22 protein-coding genes are annotated in these 20,472 nt (G+C 30.8%); 16 read left to right on the forward strand and 6 right to left on the reverse strand.

The window, feature by feature from the left end; translation table 11 throughout:
- From JBL43_RS08785 to JBL43_RS08805, 5 genes are all read left to right on the forward strand, one after another.
- Nucleotides 1-1,698, forward strand: a 1,698-nt coding sequence (locus JBL43_RS08785) for an immunoglobulin-like domain-containing protein (RefSeq protein WP_198841088.1), incomplete at its 5' end; no start/stop codon positions are given.
- Nucleotides 1,699-1,825: 127 nt separating this feature from the next.
- Nucleotides 1,826-2,710 carry a PorP/SprF family type IX secretion system membrane protein gene (locus tag JBL43_RS08790; RefSeq protein ID WP_198841089.1) on the forward strand — a complete coding sequence of 295 codons (885 nt, stop codon included), beginning with the start codon at nucleotides 1,826-1,828 and terminating at the stop codon, nucleotides 2,708-2,710.
- Nucleotides 2,711-2,858: 148 nt separating this feature from the next.
- Nucleotides 2,859-3,767 (forward strand): YihY/virulence factor BrkB family protein, encoded by a 909-nt coding sequence (locus JBL43_RS08795; protein ID WP_198841090.1) that lies wholly within the window; start codon nucleotides 2,859-2,861, stop codon nucleotides 3,765-3,767.
- A 206-nt stretch (nucleotides 3,768-3,973) separates the two neighbouring features.
- On the forward strand, nucleotides 3,974-5,050 hold the full coding sequence (locus JBL43_RS08800; protein WP_233098737.1) for an AI-2E family transporter: 1,077 nt from the start codon (nucleotides 3,974-3,976) through the stop codon (nucleotides 5,048-5,050).
- Between the two features lie 21 nt (nucleotides 5,051-5,071).
- A complete protein-coding gene (locus JBL43_RS08805; RefSeq protein WP_233098738.1) occupies nucleotides 5,072-5,449 on the forward strand; it encodes an arsenate reductase family protein in 378 nt (125 codons plus the stop codon).
- On the opposite strand, the gene JBL43_RS08810 is transcribed toward JBL43_RS08805, so the two are convergent.
- The 5 genes from JBL43_RS08810 to hpf all read right to left on the reverse strand — a co-directional run bounded on the left by JBL43_RS08810 (nucleotide 5,450) and on the right by hpf (nucleotide 9,559).
- Nucleotides 5,450-6,808 carry an NAD-dependent succinate-semialdehyde dehydrogenase gene (locus tag JBL43_RS08810; RefSeq protein WP_198841092.1) on the reverse strand — a complete coding sequence of 453 codons (1,359 nt, stop codon included), beginning with the start codon at nucleotides 6,806-6,808 and terminating at the stop codon, nucleotides 5,450-5,452.
- A 65-nt stretch (nucleotides 6,809-6,873) separates the two neighbouring features.
- Nucleotides 6,874-8,181 (reverse strand): DUF2254 domain-containing protein, encoded by a 1,308-nt coding sequence (locus JBL43_RS08815; RefSeq protein ID WP_198841093.1) that lies wholly within the window; start codon nucleotides 8,179-8,181, stop codon nucleotides 6,874-6,876.
- A gap of 96 nt (nucleotides 8,182-8,277) precedes the next feature.
- The gene (locus JBL43_RS08820; RefSeq protein WP_198841094.1) at nucleotides 8,278-8,679 is read right to left on the reverse strand and encodes a VOC family protein; all 402 of its coding nucleotides are present in this window, start codon (nucleotides 8,677-8,679) and stop codon (nucleotides 8,278-8,280) included.
- A 25-nt stretch (nucleotides 8,680-8,704) separates the two neighbouring features.
- Complete coding sequence (locus JBL43_RS08825) at nucleotides 8,705-9,241, reverse strand: DUF421 domain-containing protein (RefSeq protein ID WP_198841095.1); 537 nt, start codon at nucleotides 9,239-9,241, stop codon at nucleotides 8,705-8,707.
- A 15-nt stretch (nucleotides 9,242-9,256) separates the two neighbouring features.
- On the reverse strand, nucleotides 9,257-9,559 hold the full coding sequence (gene hpf / locus JBL43_RS08830) for a ribosome hibernation-promoting factor, HPF/YfiA family (RefSeq protein WP_198841096.1): 303 nt from the start codon (nucleotides 9,557-9,559) through the stop codon (nucleotides 9,257-9,259).
- Nucleotides 9,560-9,683: 124 nt separating this feature from the next.
- Here hpf and JBL43_RS08835 point away from each other — a divergent pair, with 124 nt between their 5' ends.
- A complete protein-coding gene (locus JBL43_RS08835) occupies nucleotides 9,684-11,093 on the forward strand; it encodes an exonuclease domain-containing protein (RefSeq protein WP_198841097.1) in 1,410 nt (469 codons plus the stop codon).
- A gap of 73 nt (nucleotides 11,094-11,166) precedes the next feature.
- Here the strand turns inward: JBL43_RS08835 and JBL43_RS08840 are convergent, their stop codons facing one another.
- Complete coding sequence (locus JBL43_RS08840; RefSeq protein WP_198841098.1) at nucleotides 11,167-12,174, reverse strand: App1 family protein phosphatidate phosphatase; 1,008 nt, start codon at nucleotides 12,172-12,174, stop codon at nucleotides 11,167-11,169.
- A gap of 307 nt (nucleotides 12,175-12,481) precedes the next feature.
- Between JBL43_RS08840 and JBL43_RS08845 the strand changes: the two genes are divergently transcribed.
- The 10 genes from JBL43_RS08845 (at nucleotide 12,482) to JBL43_RS08890 (ending at nucleotide 20,445) form a co-directional block, all read left to right on the forward strand.
- Entirely contained in the window at nucleotides 12,482-13,555 is a 1,074-nt protein-coding gene (locus tag JBL43_RS08845) for a DNA topoisomerase IB (RefSeq protein ID WP_198841099.1), read from the forward strand.
- Between the two features lie 145 nt (nucleotides 13,556-13,700).
- Nucleotides 13,701-14,153 carry a ferritin-like domain-containing protein gene (locus JBL43_RS08850; RefSeq protein WP_198841100.1) on the forward strand — a complete coding sequence of 151 codons (453 nt, stop codon included), beginning with the start codon at nucleotides 13,701-13,703 and terminating at the stop codon, nucleotides 14,151-14,153.
- Between the two features lie 349 nt (nucleotides 14,154-14,502).
- Entirely contained in the window at nucleotides 14,503-14,664 is a 162-nt protein-coding gene (locus JBL43_RS08855) for a DUF1328 family protein (RefSeq protein WP_198841101.1), read from the forward strand.
- 39 nt (nucleotides 14,665-14,703) lie between these two features.
- A complete protein-coding gene (locus tag JBL43_RS08860) occupies nucleotides 14,704-14,922 on the forward strand; it encodes a hypothetical protein (RefSeq protein WP_198841102.1) in 219 nt (72 codons plus the stop codon).
- A 321-nt stretch (nucleotides 14,923-15,243) separates the two neighbouring features.
- The gene (locus JBL43_RS08865; RefSeq protein ID WP_198841103.1) at nucleotides 15,244-15,804 is read left to right on the forward strand and encodes a helix-turn-helix domain-containing protein; all 561 of its coding nucleotides are present in this window, start codon (nucleotides 15,244-15,246) and stop codon (nucleotides 15,802-15,804) included.
- 2 nt (nucleotides 15,805-15,806) lie between these two features.
- On the forward strand, nucleotides 15,807-16,253 hold the full coding sequence (locus JBL43_RS08870) for a response regulator (protein ID WP_198841104.1): 447 nt from the start codon (nucleotides 15,807-15,809) through the stop codon (nucleotides 16,251-16,253).
- A 5-nt stretch (nucleotides 16,254-16,258) separates the two neighbouring features.
- The gene (locus JBL43_RS08875; RefSeq protein ID WP_198841105.1) at nucleotides 16,259-18,427 is read left to right on the forward strand and encodes a sensor histidine kinase; all 2,169 of its coding nucleotides are present in this window, start codon (nucleotides 16,259-16,261) and stop codon (nucleotides 18,425-18,427) included.
- 553 nt (nucleotides 18,428-18,980) lie between these two features.
- The gene (locus JBL43_RS08880) at nucleotides 18,981-19,127 is read left to right on the forward strand and encodes a lmo0937 family membrane protein (protein WP_198841106.1); all 147 of its coding nucleotides are present in this window, start codon (nucleotides 18,981-18,983) and stop codon (nucleotides 19,125-19,127) included.
- Nucleotides 19,128-19,154: 27 nt separating this feature from the next.
- Nucleotides 19,155-20,180 (forward strand): helix-turn-helix domain-containing protein, encoded by a 1,026-nt coding sequence (locus JBL43_RS08885; RefSeq protein ID WP_198841107.1) that lies wholly within the window; start codon nucleotides 19,155-19,157, stop codon nucleotides 20,178-20,180.
- 94 nt (nucleotides 20,181-20,274) lie between these two features.
- Nucleotides 20,275-20,445, forward strand: a complete 171-nt coding sequence (locus tag JBL43_RS08890; RefSeq protein WP_198841108.1) for a lmo0937 family membrane protein — start codon at nucleotides 20,275-20,277, stop codon at nucleotides 20,443-20,445.
- The last annotated feature ends 27 nt before the right edge of the window (nucleotides 20,446-20,472 follow it).

Below are 20,472 nucleotides of genomic sequence, written 5' to 3' on the forward strand. Positions count from 1 at the left end.
GCTAATGGAAACATAGCGTTAAAAGTTACCAGAATCGTAAATGTAGTAGACACAGATCTAATTGCTCCAATAATTACTTTAATTGGAGATAATCCACAAACCATCCAACTTGGCGATGGTTACACTGAACTAGGAGCAACAACCGATGATGGTTCACCAATTGCGATCGATGCTTCTGACTTTGTTGATGCGGTAGGTAGTTATCCAATATTTTACAATTCAACAGATGCTAATGGAAACATAGCGTTAAAAGTTACCAGAATCGTAAATGTGGTAGCTACAGATGTAATTGCTCCAATAATCACCTTAATTGGAGACAATCCACAAATCATAAATCTTGGCGATGGATATACAGAACTAGGAGCAACAACTGATGATGGGTCAGCAGTAGTAATTGATGCTTCAGAGTTTGTTGATGCTGTTGGAAGTTACACGATTTATTATAATGCCACAGATGCTAGCGGAAATATAGCTGTTGAGGTTACCAGAACGGTAAATGTGGTAGATACAGATGTAATCGCTCCAGTAATCACCTTACTTGGAGACAATCCACAAATCATAAATCTAGGTGATGGATATACAGAACTAGGAGCAACAACCGATGATGGAACAACGGTCGATATAGATGCAACTGCTTTTGTTGATGCTGTAGGAAGTTATACTATTTATTACAACGCTACAGATGCTAGTGGAAATATAGCTGTTGAGGTTACCAGAACCGTAAATGTGGTAGACACAGATGTAATTGCTCCTGTAATTACTTTACTTGGAGACAATCCACAAATCATAAATTTTGGCGATGGATATACCGAACTCGGTGCAACAACCGATGATGGAACAACTGTTGTGATTGATGCTTCGGAGTTTGTGGATGCAGTAGGAAGTTATACTATTTATTATAACGCTACCGATGCTAGTGGAAACGTAGCTACAGAAGTGACTAGAACTGTAAATGTGGTAGCTACTGATGTAATTGCTCCAATAATCACTTTACTTGGAGACAATCCACAAACCATAAATCTTGGTGATGGTTACACAGAACTAGGAGCAACAACTGATGATGGTTCTACAGTTGTAATTGATGCATCGGAGTTTATAGATGCAGTAGGAACGTATACCATTTATTATAATGCCACAGACGCTAGTGGAAACGTAGCTACAGAAGTGACTAGAACTGTAAATGTGGTAGACATAGATGTAATTGCTCCAATAATCACTTTACTTGGAGACAATCCACAAACCATAAATCTTGGTGATGGATATACCGAATTAGGTGCAACAACCGATGATGGAACAACGGTTGTGATTGATGCATCGGAGTTTATAGATGCTGTAGGAAGTTATACCATTTATTACAACGCTACCGATGCTAGTGGAAATGTAGCTGTTGAGGTTACCAGAACGGTCAACGTATTAGGTATGCCTGTTAAAATTCCTAAAGCTTTTTCTCCAAATGAAGATAATATAAATGATACTTGGGTAATCGAGAATATAGAACATTATCCCAATTCAGAAATACTTATTTATAATAGGTGGGGAGCAAAAGTTTATCATGTTAAGAATTATAAAAACAACTGGGGAGGTGTCTCAAAATTCTCAGGAAATAAAAAATTAGCAATCGGATCATACTTATATATTTTAAAGTTTAATGATTCTAAAAATGAGCCTATTCAAGGTTGGATTTATATTAATTACTAAAAAACAAGCCATTAAACAGGGATGCTAAAAACTAAATCACTCAACAGAATGATTTATAGCGAACAGTCCCAATCTCGAAACGTTGGGACGGGACGGGATGACCATTAAAAAATAATAAAAAAACCACATGAAAAATATTAAATATATACTATTCGTAATAGGATTTAGTTTGCTCACAACTAAAGGAATTGCACAACAAGACTTTCATTTTAGTCTATATAAATACAATATGAATGCAATTAATCCTGCTTATGCCGGTTCCAATAAAACATTTGAAGCTACTTTGGGTGCCCGCAGCCAATGGACGGGAATTGAAGGATCTCCGGAAACGTTGAGTTTAAATGCAAATTCGTATTTAGGAAGGGGACTGGGTATTGGCTTTAATGCCATTGTCGATAAAGTATATGTGCAATCTGAAACTCATCTCTATGCTGATTTCTCTTATCGAATTCCACTTTCAAAGACGACGAATTTATATGCAGGCCTAAAAGTTGGAGGGACGTTTTTAAATGTAGATGCAGAAAAGCTTGAAATTGACGATGATCCGTTATTGTCTGAAAATGTAAATACTTTTAATCCAAATGTTGGAGTTGGGTTTTATGTTAAAGGAGAAAATTACCACATCACCCTATCAACACCTGCTTTTTTAAAAAATAGACGCTTAGAAGATGAAAAAGTTTCTTTTGCTGCTACTTCAGATAAAATACACGTTTTTCTCGGAGGTGGCTACGATTATTTTTTTAGAAATAGAGAATGGGTATTTACACCTTCTGTAATGATGAAAATGGTTACAGGTAGTCCAATCTCAGTAGATGTAACAACAGCATTTGAGTTTAGAGAGCGAATGGAATTTGGTGTAAATTATAGGATAGATGAAAGTTTTACAGGCTTTATAACCTCCAACGTTTTTGGGGATAAATTGAAAATTGGATACGCTTTTGAATATGCAACAACACCAATACAGAAATACGGTGGCACATCTCATGAAATTGTATTGAAATTTTCAATGTAAAATAGGGTAGTGGATTTTATTTTAAAAATAGAGTTGGTATTAGATTTTATGGATACAAATAACTTTTGCGTTAAATAATTAATCGATTGCGTTATTGAAATATTTTAAAAAAGTTAATTTTCCATTACTTTTTTAAAACTATAAATAATTGGAAAACACGACACCATCATCAAAATTCAAAATAACTGATTTACCCTCTTTATTGATTAAAACGTATAAAGCCTGGGATGCTGAAAACCCATTCAGATTAAGTGCTGTTGTTGCTTATTATGCCATTTTATCTATGCCAGGGTTATTGGTAATCATCGTAAATGTGATCGGTGCTATTTGGGGACCTGAAATTGTACAAGGCGAATTAACTTCTGAAATTTCAAGAGCATTAGGGAGAGATGTGGCTAATGCTGTTGAAACCATGATTACTGAAACCCAAGACAGTGAGAAGAATTTGATTTCAACTATTATTGGTATTGGTACCTTACTCTTTGGAGCTTCAGGTGTGTTTTATCATCTTCAAATTTCTTTGAATCAAATTTGGAAAATTGATTCAGCTCCGCAACAGAAGTTTTGGAGAATGCTTCTTAATAGAGCCAGAAGTTTTACTTTTATCTTAGTGATCGGATTTTTATTATTAATTAGTTTTATTATCACAGCAGGTCTTTCTGCACTCACTAATTTCTTAAATCAAACTTTTCCCGATTTTATCGTATATATAGCTTACGGTTTAGATATTTTGTTATCTCTAGGTATTGTTACACTATTATTTGCTTTGATGTTTAAATATTTACCAAATGCAAAAATAAGATGGAAATCAGTATGGGTTGGAGCTATAATTACCGCTGTATTGTTTGTATTAGGAAAGTTTTTATTAGGACTCTATTTTGGGCGTGCAGATTTTGATTCGACGTATGGCACGGCAGGGACCATTGTTTTAATCTTACTTTGGGTATCCTATTCTTGCTTAATTTTATTCTTTGGGGCTGAATTTACATGGGTATATTCAGAAAAATATGGTTTTGGAATTAAACCAACTAAACATTCATCCAAAATTAAAAAATAACCTATTTGTTCGTATCCTAACGATCACTCAGGTAGTTATTTCTTCACTTTTTTAGCATTACGGTTAACATATTAATTGAAAAGATTAAAACCTAAATGTGGCAAATCTTAATTTTACAATATTAAAGCATTACAAATTCAAGGTTTTCGAATTAGTACGATTACCACTTATCAATTTAGTAATTAGCAAGAGATCAATTATGATTGATGAGCAATTTAAAACGACGAAGAAATAGTTACAAATCTTTAAAATTAACAACAGTGAAATATATCAGTCCCAAAATAATAAATCAATTGTTTTTATTACTTGTATTACTTTTTATAGGAATTCTTATTTTCTTTGAGATGTTACCTTACTTATCAGGTGTTTTGGGTGCCATAACCATATACGTTTTATTACGTAAGCCCATGAAAAGATTGGTGAATAAAGGATGGAACTCACCGTTGGCAGCTATTGTTTTATTATCATTATCATTTATTGGAATAATGTTGCCTGTTGCAGGAATTGTATTTATGTTGGGCAATAAAATTAGTGACGCGGCTTCTAACTCGGAGAGGGTACTAAATGCTTTAAAAATTGAACTAGAAAATATTCAAAATTATGTAGGAATTGATTTAAGTTCTAAAATAGATACTTCAGAAGTTTCTTCAGTGGTATCAAGCAAATTGCAAAGTTTAGCGGGTAGTACTTTTGAAGTAATACTTGCTGTTTTTATAATGTATTTTTTGCTGTATTATATGTTAACCAACCGAAGAAAATTAAAAGAAAGTTTATTTGAATATATTCCTTTAGATAAAGATAATTTGAAAATTATTGGTGAGGATGTTAGTAAAATGGTAAGGTCAAATGCATTGGGAATTCCTTTGGTGGCTATTTCACAAGGGATTGTGGCACTTATAGGTTTTTTTATTTTTGGAATTGAAAATCCTATATTTTGGTTTGTTATGGTTACCGTTGGTTCCATGATTCCTTTTGTAGGTGGGTTGTTAGGTATTGTACCCGCCTTTATTTTAACCTATGCTAACGGTAATGCTTTTCAAGCTTGGGGTATACTGTTATACGGTATAGTAATAGTAGGTTCTACAGATAATTTGATTCGACTTTTTGTATTAAAAAAAATAGACAATGTACACCCTTTAATAACTTTAATAGGAGTAATAATAGGAGTTCCACTATTCGGATTTATAGGGTTAATCTTCGGTCCGCTATTGTTAAGTTTGTTTTTGGTAATGATAAAAATTTATAAAAAAGAATATAGCGATAAGAAAACTGAAAAATCATAAAAAATCAAAAGAAATATGGGTATGATATCAAAAGATAACCGACAAATAAAATTGTATTACAATTCAGAAACCTCAATTGGTAGGCAAATATTACCGTTTGTAGAGGCTTCTGAAAAAAAAGTGCTAACTATTGATATTTCCACTACGAAAGTAACAGGAACTCAGTGGTTAGAAATAGCAGATCATTTGAAAATGTCTATTTCTGAATTAGTAAATGTGAATCATCCAGATTTTGTAAAAAATTACGGTAATAAAGCGATGAACTTAAACGAACACGATTGGTTAAAATTGATCGAAACGCACCCAATAATTATTAATTATCCTATCGTTATCCATGGTAACAATTTTATGCAAATAAAATCGCCTTCTGATTTGGCGAAATATTTGGATAAAGAATAACTATCTAATATAAATGGTCTTTTCATTTACAAATGCTAACATACCTTCTTTTGAAAGTTCTCTTCCATAACCCGATATTTTGGTACCGCCAAAAGGAAGTCTAGCATCTGATTTGGTCATTTCATTGACAAAGAAGGAGCCATCATAAATATTTTCTATTTGCATTCTAGCGGCATCAATGTCTTCCGTAAAAAGCATGGTTCCTAAACCAAATTTTGTTTTTGTGGCTATTTCTATTGATGCTTCTCTGTCTTTTACTTTAATTATTGCAGCAACGGGACCAAAAACTTCTTCATCAAATAAAGGCATTCCCGGTTTAACATTTGTGATAATAGTTGGTTCGTATGTAGTCTTATTACACGAGTTTCCAGTGTGGATTTTTGCACCTTTTATTAGTGATTCGTTAACCTGCTCTTGAACTATTTTTGCTAAATCAGGTCTTGCCATGGTTGCAATATCTGTATCACTATCCATCGGATTACCAGTTTTTAAAGTGGTTACTTTTTTGGTAAATTGCTGTAAAAATTCTTCGTAAATAGCTTCCACTACAATAAACCTTTTAGCGGCTATACAGCTTTGCCCCGCATTTAACATTCGGGAATTGACTATCGTACTAATATATTTGTCCAAATCAGCATCTTCCCAAATAATACACGCATTATTTCCTCCTAATTCTAATACTGTTTTCTTTAAATTTTGACCTGCAATTGAAGCTATTTTTCTTCCTGCTTTTTCACTTCCCGTTAAGGTCACGGCTTTAACAATATCATTTTCTATAATTTTTTCAATGCCATTATGATCTGTTAGAACAGTTTGGAAACAACCTTCAGGATAACCTGCCTCTATAAATAAATCTTGAATAGCTAAAGCACATCCTGTGGTATTGGAAGCATGTTTTAAAATAGCTGTATTACCAGCAGTTAATGTTGGGGCCGCGAAACGAAAGACTTGCCAAAATGGAAAATTCCAAGGCATAATGGCTAAAATACATCCTAAAGGATCGTAACTAATAAAGCTTTCTTGAGCTTCGGTTTCAATAAGTTCATCTGATAAGAAATCATCTGCATTTATAGCATAAAACTCGCAAACTGTACGACACTTTTCTATTTCAGCTACACTTTGCTTGATGGGTTTACCCATTTCTTTCGTAATTAATTGAGCCAATTCCGCTTTTTTCCGAATTAATAAATCACCTAAATTATTAAGTAACGCAACCCTTTCAGAAATGTCTTCTTTTCTCCATTCTTCAAAAGTATCTTGAGCCTTTTTAAGTATTTGACTTATTTCTTTTTTGGAATGTTGTTCATGTTCAGCAATTAACTCTCCGTTATATGGGTTTCGTGTTTTTATTTTTTTCATTTGTATATATTTTATGCAACCTTGTAGGCTATTGATACTTACATCGGTTGGTCTGATTATTTTAATTAAAGTACGGTATCAAAAACGTTGGTTTCTAATAATACCATTAAATTTTCTTTATCAAATTTATTATTAATATTTTTATCGATATCATTTTTTAACGCTTCCAATTCCCTTTTGACAACTAATCTGTTTTCTTTTGAAATGTTTGGGTTCATTGAAATATACTGTAAAGATTTAATAAGAACATAAATTACGGAATTATCTTTTTTTGAATACAAACGAATAGGCTGAACTAAGATTCGCATTAATTCTTTTGCACAAATATTGTTTTCAGTAATTATTAATTTACTATTTGTCATTGGTGTTGAAACCATGTCAGGGTATTTTAAGAACTCACACAATAATGACCCAATTTTATTAATAGCGTCAATAGCGGTTCCTGGGTCATTAATGCCAGGCGACATTGCTTTTACAGTAATTTCCATCAATTTTATCATACCGGTAATACCTCTATCGCCTTCGTGTCTATCTGTAGAAATATTAAAACAAAAAAGTAGATTTTCCATTTCTTCTTCTGAAACAGGCTCTTTACTTTTTAATACAGGCATCCCTTTCCAAATATGTTCATTAATGTAAGGTATTATTTCAATATGATTCTCTTTGTTTTTTATAGAATCTTTCATCAAAGAGATATCAAAATCTCTGTAATATCCCGTCTTATCAATGGATACAGTATTCCAATTTTCCGTATTTATGGAATTTATTACAATTTTATTTTCTTTTTGTTTCTCCAGTCTGTTTTGAAGATAGTTACTACTGGTGTCAAAAATTCTGTCAATGATATTATGAATTTGAATGGCTCCGGAAATACTATTTATAAAATATACAAAAAGTGCTATACAAGCTAAACTTGATAAAGCCGCTATCATTGTAGAAAGACCGACTGAATTTGAATCGTTGCCATAGGCACCTAACGTTGTTAAAATAATAATACAGTAAAGTAAAGTCCCAATGTAAAATCCTAAAATGATTTGATGCTTTTTATTTGAGATAAGACTGGGTAATAATCGAGGCGAGAAATTAGATGAAGCCTGATTTAGAACTACCATAACCATAGAAAAACTAAATACAGTTAAAGATAAAATTCCACCTATGATAGTTGATAGTATAGATCGGGCTGTTTCAAAATCTTCAATAAAAAGATATGGAATTTTTTTCTTTACCGAATTTATTATTTCTAAATTTTCAATTTGTAAAGCACCAATAGCTAGAAGTAAAAACGCAATACTTAGAAGTACAGGGAAAAATGCAATACTATGTATTACATCCTGGTATTTTTTTTTGAAGAATTTTAAAATAGTTTTGAACATCTACATAGTGTTAATTTTAATCAATTTAATAATTAAAGTGGTAAAACCAAAATGTTGGAATTACCACTTAGCTAATAAAGTTTGACTATAGCGTTCTTACAAATCACAATTGACCATCCAATGGATTCCAAATTTATCTGTACACCTGCCATATAATGCACCCCAGCTTTCTTCATTAAAAGGGTTATTAATCTGTCCGCCTTTAGATAATTTTTTAAATATGTCTTTTGCCTTATCAGCATCATTTAAATCTATGCTCATATGGATTTTATTACCACCGTTTAGAGGCGTGTCTGGTGCAGCATCATAGGCTAAAATATGAACTCCTTTTCCTTTTACTTCTGCGTGTTGCAATTTTTTTCGATACGATCCTGGTATGTCTTTTTTAGCATCTTCGTAAGTGATTCTATTTGTTACATCTGCATCAAAACATTCAGCATAAAAATTTATTGCTTCTTGACAATCGCCTGAAAAGGCTAAATATGGTTTTACTTTCATAATTGTGTATTTTTAAAATTAATAATTATTTTTTTACTCCTTCAAGAATCCAATCTTCAACCTCTAAATTTATGTCATCAGTATGTATCACACTGATGTCTCCTGTGGCTTCAAAGACCACAGCTCTTACTTGAGATTTTTTCAAGATATTTGCTTCTCTCAATTTACTAACTAAGTCACCTTTGGTTACTCTAGCTTTTAGCAAATTATCATAAAGTATATGCTCTCCATCCATTAATAGTAGTGGCTTATTGTCTACTAATGCTTTAAACCAATGATATCTTCTTGCAAATGCAGCCGTCAATTGAATTAAATAAATGGCACCTAAACCCACAAATCCCTGCACCATTGTAACTGACGAGGAAACTACAGTAGTGGCTATAATTGAACCGATAGCCACCGTCATGGAAAAGTCAAAACTTGACATTTTCGAAAAACTTCTTTTACCAAAAATTCTAGTGTAAATCATTAAGGCTACAAATGTGCCTAACGCTGTTAAGAAGATAATAGTAAAGGAATCTATACTCAGATTAAAAAGTTTTTTTGAAATGTCAGCGGTCATTGGTCAGTTTTTTAGTTAGTAATTAATCATTTTCTCTTTGCGTTTTCTCAACTGTCTTTGTAAATCATTGATAGATTCAGCGATTGACGATTGAAAATTATCATGAGTGGCTTCAGCAAATAGCCTTGGTCCTGGAAGACTTAATCTGATGTTACATATAAATCCTGTTTCATCTGAACTTGTATTTTCCTTTTTGAAGAATACATCGGCTCTGATAACAAAATCATATTTTTCTTCTAAGTTGTTTAATTTCTCAGTGACAAAGCTTTCTAAGTTCGTACTGGAGTTTACATCATGGTATTCAAAAATTATTTGCATTGTTGTTTGTTTTTATGAATACAATTTTAGTAAATATAAAATGAGCTCATTAACGCAAATAGTTATTAAATTGCCGTAATAAATTAAAGTATGGAAAAATACTTTTTCGTGTTACCTTTGTAAGATGAATTTCAAGGAATCAAAATTTTCAATAGTTGATGTAGAGACTACAGGTGGTGTTCGTGTGGGTAGAATGACGGAAATATGTATTATTACCGTAATAAATATGGAGATTGTCGACGTTTATCAATCCCTTATAAATCCTGAGACACCTATTCCAACGTATATTACAGCATTAACAGGAATAAGCGATGAGATGGTTTATGATGCTCCAAAATTTCATGAAATTGCTGAAATTATAGAAATGAAAATGAGAGATTCTATATTTGTAGCTCATAATGTGAATTTTGATTTCGGGTTTTTAAAAAAGGAGTTCGAAATTGTTGGAGAAAAATTTTTGAAGGAAAAACTATGCACAGTAAGATTATCTCGTAAACTAATACCAGGTTTACCATCATATAGTTTATCGAAATTGTGTAGATCGGTTGGAATAGAATTAAATGGTGCTCATAGGGCAGAGGCAGACACAAGAGCCACAACGATTCTTTTTTTAAATTTATTAAAACTAGACAGCAAATCAGAGTATGAAGTTTTAAATAAACATCTCGGTAAGTCGTCAGTGCAGACTGCATTACCTGCAAATTTACCTATTAAAGATTTTGAAAAGCTACCCAGTACACCGGGTGTTTATATTTTTAAAGATCTGGGTGGAAAGATTATTTATGTTGGTAAGGATAAGAATATTAAAAAAAAGGTATTAGCTCACTTTTATTCTAAATCGCAAAAAATAATAAATATCTGCAATGAAACGCATGCATTAGATTTTGAGAAAACTGGAAATGAGCTAAGTGCATTACTTTTGGAGGCTGATTATATTAGCCAATACACTCCTAAATTCAATCAGACACAGAAAAAGCCAACTAGTGTTTATCAAATTATCTCTTATGAAAATCAATTGGGAGTATTGCAATTGGCATTGCATAAAGGAAAGGTCAGTAACACTTCAGTTGAAACCTTGTTTAGTACTTCCATAGCCACAGAAACCCTAACCAAGTTATGTGAAAAGTTTAATTTATGTCCAAAGTATTGTTCGTTGCAAGTAACCAATGGATCTTGTTCACATTCTAAAATTAAAAATTGTTTAGGCATTTGTTCCCAGCAAGAGGATGTTGATTCATATAACGAACGTGTTAAACAAGCTTTATATAAAGTACAAAACGAACAAAAATCTTATGCAATTGTAGAAAAAGGTAGAACTTCTTCCGAAACGTGTGTTATACTAATTGAAAATGGCGAATACAAAGGATTTGGTTTTATAGATAATGAGAATGTCATAGAGCATTTTGAGGGATTTAAAGACTATGTAAAGCACTACAACAATAACTTTTTCACTTCTAAAATAGTGAGTGCTTACTTACATAAAAATTCAAAAAGTTTAAAAATTATTAAAGCGGATACAACCCGTATAAATTAGATCATTGTCATTTTTTTTCCAATTTTGTAATAATTTATGGTACTATTTATTTGAATAGACATGAACAGAGTAGTTAAGAAACGATATACCCTTTAGATTTAGCATGTTTAATAATTTGTGCGGTATTTTCTGCCAGTAGTATTTCGACATGAGTAATATCCTTTATCAATTGAACCACTTTTTTTAACTTTTTCGTGTTTGTAATACTTCTAATATAAATACAATGAATTCTATTGGGAAATTGCTTTGCTATTTCTAAATAAATTTCAGAATCTAAATCGTGAGCATCACCCATAAGGATAAAAGGCATTGATGGATAAGTTTCAAGTATATGCTTAATTTTTAAAAATTTATTTCCCTCTAAAAAAGATTTTTTTCTTTTATTTTCTAAACCAATATCTCGTAATAATAAGGTGCCTTTTGGGAAATTATTTTTTTCTAAAAATGCCTGCAGATAATCATATAAATTCCATGGACTATTGGAAAGATAAAAAAATGGGTTCTCATTATACCCCGTGCTTCCCCCATAAAGTTGGGCACATAATTTCTGAGACCCTTCAATAGGCAAACGTTGATCACTCGATTTAACAATAGTATTTATAATTACTTTCCATTTTAAAAAGGAGTAAAGCCCTGTATCTAAAATGGTTTCATCAACATCACTAATAACTCCAAATTCAGCATTGGAAGCAGGTTTCATTATAGAGTCAGTAATTGTAAATAGGGTTTTACTATCTTCTTTTAGAGCATAAGTTATCGGAATCCATATTGTTTTTTTATGTTTTAGATCAAGACCATGATTGGTATTTAGATAGACATAACCCTCACGATCAGAAACCAATACGATCTCTTTATTTTGCCAAGTAACTTTTACAGAAACGTTGGCCTTTTCATCCGTTTCAAAACGCTTAAAAGACCGAACTATATTTTTTGAAAAAGAATTATCAATCGTTGTGGCGATACCTTCATCTTCTAGGACTCTAGCTTGGGCATATATTTTATTATCATTTGCAAATCCACCAAAAGGAATAATAATTACAGGATCAGGATCGCCTATTAATTGTGAAATGTAATTAAACATTATAAAATAATTTTATTGTTAATTCATTCAAATATACTTTTTTTGATAGGTTTTATTCCATCAAAGTACCTTGAGGTCTAAATTAAATAAAATGCTTTAAAAAATCTATTCTATGCTAAAAATAGTACTTCAACTGACATGAGATTTCATCTAAAACTATAGCTTGGACTCTTGTTTTAGTTACTTTAAAATGAATAGGATGCTATTTTATCATAAATAGTATTTGCATTAATTTTTTTTGCATTGAGGGTAAACCAATTAGTAATGCAAACCTAAGTTTACCTACTGATTTAATAAAGTAAATTCAATGGCGGTATCAAAAGGAAAGCTAATACAATTGTTAAAAACTCCGGAAAAAATCATTAATCAATATAATCTTGTTTATGTTAAGGATAAGGACTTTCCTATTCTGAGGAAAAAATGGGGTAGAGGCTTTACCTATTCCTTTAATGGAATACGTTTAAAAGATAAAAATGAGTTAAAAAGAATAAAGAGTTTAGTTATTCCTCCAATGTGGGATGATGTTAAAATTACAGATTTAAAAGAGGGGCATTTACAAGCGATGGGTCGTGATGCTAAACGTAGAAAACAATATCGTTACCATCCTAAATGGACAAAAATTAGAAATCAGACAAAGTTTTATAAAATGACGGCGTTTGGAAAACAACTTCCTAGTATTAGACAGCAAGTAGATGCCGATTTAGATCAAAAGGGATGGCCGAAAACTAAGGTTATAGCTTTGGTTATTCGTCTTATGGAAGAAACTCATATTAGAATTGGAAATGAACAATATGCTAAACGCAATCAAACTTATGGTTTGTCAACTTTAAGGAAAAGGCATGTTGAAGTCAATAAAAGCAAGTTAAAATTTGAATTTATTGGTAAAAAAGGTAAGGAACATTCCATTACTATTCGCAATAAACAATTAATCCGATTGGTTAGTCGCTGTGAGGAAATACCCGGTTGGGAATTGTTTAAGTATTATGATGACGATGGTGATAAACAATCTATTGACAGTAGCATGATTAATGAATACTTGCATGCCATTTGTGGAGCGTTTTTTTCTGCAAAGGATTTTAGAACTTGGGCTGCTTCTGTATTGTTTTTTGAAAAATTAATGGAATTGAAAGAACCCGAAACAAAAAAAGAAAGACATAAAAATACATTGTTAGGTTTTGATGCTGCTGCCAAAGGATTGGGGAATACAAGAAATGTTTGTAGAAAATATTATGTACATCCTATGTTAGTTTCTTTGTACGAGAAAGATTCATTAAATCAGTATTTTCAAGATGTTAATTTTGCTACCAAACAATCAACATACTTTACCAAATCAGAATCAGTAATTCTTCAATTAATAGCAAATTTTAACCCCCAATTTTAGGATTTCATTCGTTTTTATCGATACGATTAAAATTTATATGGATAGCGTTAAACTGCAAACTTGAATCTTTTTAATTTTACATCAGTAATGATGCTGAGTAGCTTAGCATCAAAAAGAATAAGCTATTAATTTAAAAACAATAACGATGAGTACGACATACACTGAAAAATTAGGTGAAAAATTAAATACTTTACTAGAAAAAAGTTATGATGCTGAAAAAGGGTATCATAAAGCCGCAGAAAATGCTAAAAATCAAGGATTGAAAGGTTATTTTGAAAGAAAATCAAAAGAGCGAAATCAATTTGGACATGCTATAAAATCTGAAATTAAAAACTTTGGACAAGAAGTTGAAAAAGGAGGGAGTGCGGCTGGCTCAATACATCGTACGTGGATGGATGTAAAATCTTTTTTTTCTGCGGATAGTGACGAATCTATGTTAGAAGCGGCCATTACAGGTGAAAAGGCTGCTATTGACGACTATCAAGATGTTCTGAATGAAATAAACTTACCTACAAGTACGGCAAAATTGCTTACAAATCAAGTAAGTCAAATAAAAAACGATTTGAATACTGTTAAAAATTTGGAAGACTTAGCGTAAGCTATAAAACCTATTGTATAACAACAAAATATGTTATCACCCTGTTCGGTCTTAGACTGGGCAGGGTTCTTTTATCTCATAAGTATTGTTGACTATATTTCTTAGATAGCCTGAGAATTGTAAAACAAAATTATCTAATGTTAAAATTGATAAGGATGTAGACAATTCTTGTTTACCATCTTCTACAGATCGAGCATAAAATAGGTAATGCGTTAATGTTTATTGCGTTAGCGTCAATTTGATTATGAATTTTTAAGGACTTTTGTATAAGAAGATTGAGAAATACCATAGCTCAATTATTATTTATTAATCATCCTTGTCAGTCAGACAAGCTTAAAACAGAAAAATTATGTTACGTTGGACAATCACATTTATAATCTTAGCCTTAATAGCTGGAATTCTTGGTTTCGGTGGAATAGCCGCTGGAGCTGCCGGAATTGCAAAAGTCTTATTTTTTATTTTTTTAATACTTTTTATTTTCTCGCTATTAACAGGTAGAAAAAAAGTTTAAACACAAAAAACAATTTAAAAACACTAAAAACTATTAATTATGAAACGAGTAATATATGTAATGCTTATACTTTTTGTAACATCAATGTCATTTGCGTCATTGACAAGTTGTAAAGAGAAGAAAAAGACACCAGAGGAAAAGGTTGAAGAAGCTATTGATGAAATTGGTGATGGATTAGAAGAAGGTGGTGAAGAAATTGAGGATGCTGCTAAAGACGTTAAAGAAAATGTTGAAGAAGCCTTAGACACCATAAATTAGAGAGCTTAAAGACAAAATTTACAATAGTAAATTACCGAAATCGATTAAACGAGTATTTCAAATTGAATACTCGTTTTTTTTATTAAATAATGTGTATTTTCAATGCCTCTTTATGTTGAAAATAGTGATAAAACAATAGTATTGACCATTTATTTTGTAAAAATTAAGTTAACTTGATTAATCAAGTTTATTTGAGCAGTGTTTATTACAATTTAAAATAATTATATTTGATATATACTTAATTAGTCAATTATAGTATATTCGTTGCAAGTGCAATTAGTTAATTTTAAATTAGAATTTTTGACGAACAAAAATGTATTTATGAAAATTTATGTAACATTCGATTTTGACGTGGCGTGTAATGCTATTCTTGAAGAACAGTTAAGTAAATTGAATGTAGAATATTTTATTAATGGTACCAGAGAAATTTTATTTAATAAACAATTAACAGAGCAACAACAATCAGTTTTAGCAACATCTTTGAAAAAATACGGAGTTGAAGTAATAGACAATCAAAAAACGGAACTTATACAACGAATAAAAGACGCTATTCAAGAAATGCTAAAAGATGATGAAGCTAATTTGTATAAAATATCATCTTATCTATCAGATAAATTAGATTATTCATATGCTTATTTGTCAAATCTATTTTCAGAAGCTACCTATACTTCAATTGAAAATTTTGTAATTCTTCAAAAAGTAGATTATGTAAAAGAGTTAATTGCCACAACAGATTTAACATTGACAGAAATTGCTTATCGGCTAAATTATAGTAGTGTTGCACATTTATCAGGTCAGTTTAAAAAAATAACAGGGTTAACACCAACAGTATTTTATAAAATTATTGAAAAACGAAAAGCAGTTAAATCTAAAACAGTATAAAAATGACTATTAAAAACTTAATTGTTTTTCTTGCAGAAGATGACGAAGATGACAGATGGCTTTTTGAACAAGCTTTGGAGAACATAAAAATTAAGACGGAACTATCCATGTTTAAAAATGGAAAGGAACTGATGGATTTTTTAAAGAAACCTGACTCCATTCAGCCACATATCGTTTTTTTAGATTTAAACATGCCCATTAAAAATGGTATGGAATGTTTAAAAGAAATGAAACAGCATGATAATTTAAAAAGTATTCCCGTTGCTATTTACTCAACGTCATCGTCTGAAAAAGATATTGAAAATACGTTTGTAAATGGAGCTAATATTTATATAAATAAACCAAACAAGTTTTCGGCACTTAAAAAGGTTATTGAAAAGGTGTTGCAACTTAATTGGCAGTACCAAACATCAAATTTAAATAAGGAAAATTTTTTATTTAGAATATAGAAAACATGGATTTTAGAGAAATATTGTCTTCGACGAAATCATATAAAATAGCCTTAGTTGTGGCTGTAGCATTACTATTATTATTGTCGAGTATTTCTTATCGACAAATCAATAATATGAGAAAGTCTTCTGACTTGGTTTCGGCATCGTTGATGGTTGATAGAGAAGTCAATAACCTATTTTCAAAATTTAGTTTAATTGAAGCTGCCGAGTATAGATCATTGCTCGTAAACGATTCTACATTTAGTGAAGTTTATAAAAAACATAAACGTGAAACGGAGATTTCGTTTTTAAATCTATTAGAGCTTACTAAAGATTTACCAGAGCAAGTTCAATATTTAGATACAATAGGTCAATGGAGAGATAGTTTGGACCTTTCTATCAATAAACTTAATAAATATCGTGGACTATTAGAGGATGATATAGAAGCAAAAGTAATGGTAGAAGTTAGTAAGATGGCTTCCATTTTTTTAAAATTAAATACGCTAAGGACAGGAATGTCTAAAAGAAAAGAGGCGTTATTTAAACAACGAATGGTCGACTATAAAACGGAGACCTTTTTTACACCATTTATATCCTTATTATTGATGCTGTTTTCAATATTGGTGTTTTGGCTTGCTTTTAGAAAGATTAATAATTCGAGAAAAGAATTGGCTGGTACTCAGTCGTTTGTTGAAAATATTATTACCAATAGTAATAACCTTATTAATTATTTTGAACCGGTTAGAGATGATAAAGGAAAAGTTATTGATTTTATATTTAAATATTCTAACAGTAAAATAGAAGACATTACAGGTGTGCCTGTAGAAAATATATTAGGAACCAGATTGACAGCTAGTTTTCCTGAGACTATAACAAATGGCCTCTTTGATATGTACGTGAAGTGTATAGAAACAGGAGAGTCAAATGATTTGACGCGTCGTTATATATTTAATGATACAGAAGTCTGGTTAAAAAGCTTAGTTTCGAAATTGGAAGAAGGTGTTAACGTTACCACTTCCGATGTTACTCAAGAAAAGGGCAAAACGGATGACTTGAAAAAACTTAACGATACTTTATTCTTAAAAAATACGGTTTTAAATAATGCCGAAGTAATAGCGAAAATTGGAAGTTTTACTAGGTATTCAGAAATGGGTACTACAGATATGTCAGATAATCTATATAGATTGATTGGATGTGAACCTGGTGAATTTAAGCCTGACTTTGAAAATTATATGACATTTGTGCATCCTGAAGACGTGCAAGAAATAGAAAAGTCACTAGTTAAAAATTTAGAATCAAAAGAAATTTTTGAGACTAGTTACAGAGTGTTTACAAAGAATGGAAAGCTAAGGCATTTTAAATCAGCAACCTTAATGATTGTTGAAAATGGTAATAAGAAAATGGTAGGGGTAGTTCAAGATATAACTCAAAGCGTTAAGAAAGATAAAAAATTAGAACGTAAAAATAAAGCCTTAATCCGAACCAACGATGAGCTAGCTTCTTTTAATCGTGTGGTTAGTCACGACTTACAGGAACCATTGCGGAAAATACAAATGTTTATTTCATTATTATCGGAAACGGAACGTACTAATTTATCGGATAAAGGTGTTACTTTTTTTGATAAGATTGACGATTCGGCGGGTAGAATGCAACTGCTTATTAAAAATTTATTGACCTATTCTAGAATTGATGATAGTCATGAGGATTTTCAAGAAATTGATTTAAATAAAAAATTAGAAAAAGTAGAGGATAATCTTTCGGAAAGAATTAAAGAGTCTAATATTTCAATAGTAAAAAAGAATTTACCTATTATTAATGGTATCCCATTTCAGATGGAGCAATTGTTTAACAACCTACTTTCCAATGCAATTAAATATAGAAGTAAAACTGAAAAGGCTAAAATATTAATTGATGTTACAACAGTTCATAAAGATCAAATTCCATTACCTTATAAAAAGCCTGCAAAAAATTACCATAAAATTATAATAAGTGATAATGGTATTGGTTTCGATCAGGAGAATGCAGAAAAAATCTTCGAAATTTTTGAGCGTCTACATCAGAAAAATGAATACTCAGGGACTGGTGTTGGATTGGCAATTTGTAAAAAAATTGTAGATAATCATCACGGGTTTATCCATGCTACAAGTGAACTTGGAAAAGGTACTACCTTTTATATTTATTTGCCTCTTTAGATTTAATAGATAAATACTTTTCAAAATTTGATGCGTATTTATATTAACATTAGTCATACCTATTCTTTTGTTTACCAACAATTTTTAAAGGAAGCGGTATCTTAATCATATGAATTTACTTTCTATTTCATCAATTTTTTCTGCTATCAATTAAAGCAAAATATCAATAATTATCAATCGATTAAAAAATAAATTTAAGTATAAAAAACTTCAATTTCTTCTATTTTTTACTCAAAACAGGCTCTTTTCACACCATTTTCAAGCAAAAACGAATAATTATATAACGAAATCCTAAAACTATGTAACGTGGAAGGGTAGTGTATGAGTGACCTTTGTAATGTAAAGTGAAAGAGGTGTATAAATCGCAAAAAAACTATCAAATGAAAAATAAGAATTCTAAGCTAAAACAATTTTCTCGAGTAGGAAAAGTCTTTTCAAAAAACCTAAAAAATACTTTAGAGCAGAACGTGAAATTCGGTTCGGTATTGGGAGTGTCAGAGAGTACTTTTAAAATTATTAATAAATAATAATAGAATCAATAACACACTATAGTATGTCTAAATTATTATATGGATTGGCAATTATCTTTTTAATTGTATGGGCAATTGGCTTTTTTGCTTATGGTCTGGGCTTAATAATTCATATTTTTTTACTCGGTGCTGTTGTTGCGATGATCATAAAGCTTACGAAAGAAAAATAATTAACAATTAAACTAAAATTAAACAAGATGAAAACTACATATATAAAAACACAAAAGATAGAAGAAATTTTTAATGACTTGCAAACCAATTTTGGTGGTAATCTTAATGTTTCTGCTGCAGAGTTTAAATTGGATTTGAATGGTCAGTTTGGTTCTGGAGACATCAGAGGGATTTCATTAAAAAATGGAATGTCTTATATTGAGTTTGATGTTGATTTACATGATGATGTAGTTTTAAATATTAGTGCCACAAAAAATTTACCAATTTATTTCGCCTATTGTGCAGCAGGTAGTTTAGGGCATAGTTTTGGAGAAAACGGTAAGCAAAATATATTGAAAAAATATCAAACCGGTATATTAACCTGTAAAAGGGCAGAGGAAAATAATTTGACCTTTTCAAAAGATCAACGTACTAAAATTTCTTTAATAGTTGTAAATACTACAAAATCTGAAAATAAAGAGGGCTTTAATTTGAATAAAAAATTGAGAAATACCTTTTTTGAAGACAATACCATTCATAGTTCAATATATATAGGTGCATGCAATTTAAAAATTGGAGAGAAAATAAAGGAATTAAATACGATAAGATATACGGGAATAGTTAGACGATTGATGATTGAAAGTATAGTTCATATGGTGTTAGCAATGGAAATTCAACAACGTGAGGATGACATGGTTAATGCCGAAAATCAAACAGGAACGTTAACGATAAGTGAAATGGATACCATTAAAGAAATTTCTGAGTTTGTGAGTAACTATCCAGAAAACGATTATACTCTTAAAATGTTAAGTAGAAAATCAGGACTTTCAAATAGTAAATTACAAGAAGGTTTTAAACTTTTGCATAATAGAACAGTAAGAGATTTTATAATTCATGAAAGAATAAAAAAATCAGAAAAACTAATCAGAACAACAGATTTAAATATTTCTCAGGTTGTTTATAGTATAGGATTCACAAGTAGAAGTTATTTCTCTAAAATTTTTAAACAAAAATATAACTGTAGTCCTAAATTTTATAAAGAAAATCAAAATTCGATAGCTGTAACAGCTTAATATATTCATCACTCTAATTCAAACGAAAAACCGATTCAAAATTGGATTGGTTTTTTGTTTCAAAAATCAAACTATTAACTTAAAACCTACTATTATGAGAAGTTTATTATGGCTTGTAGCCGTTATTTGTATTGTTATTTGGCTGTTGGGTATGCTAGGCATTGTGCCAGGTATTGCTACCAGTAATCTATTACACATTCTAATTGTTATAGCCGTTGTGGTTGTATTATATAACCTTATTTCAGGAAGACGACCTCTTGATTAATTAAAAAAAACAATAAAGTCGTATTTA

This window comes from Aureibaculum flavum (assembly GCF_016406085.1).
GTDB classification, from domain to species: domain Bacteria; phylum Bacteroidota; class Bacteroidia; order Flavobacteriales; family Flavobacteriaceae; genus Aureibaculum; species Aureibaculum flavum.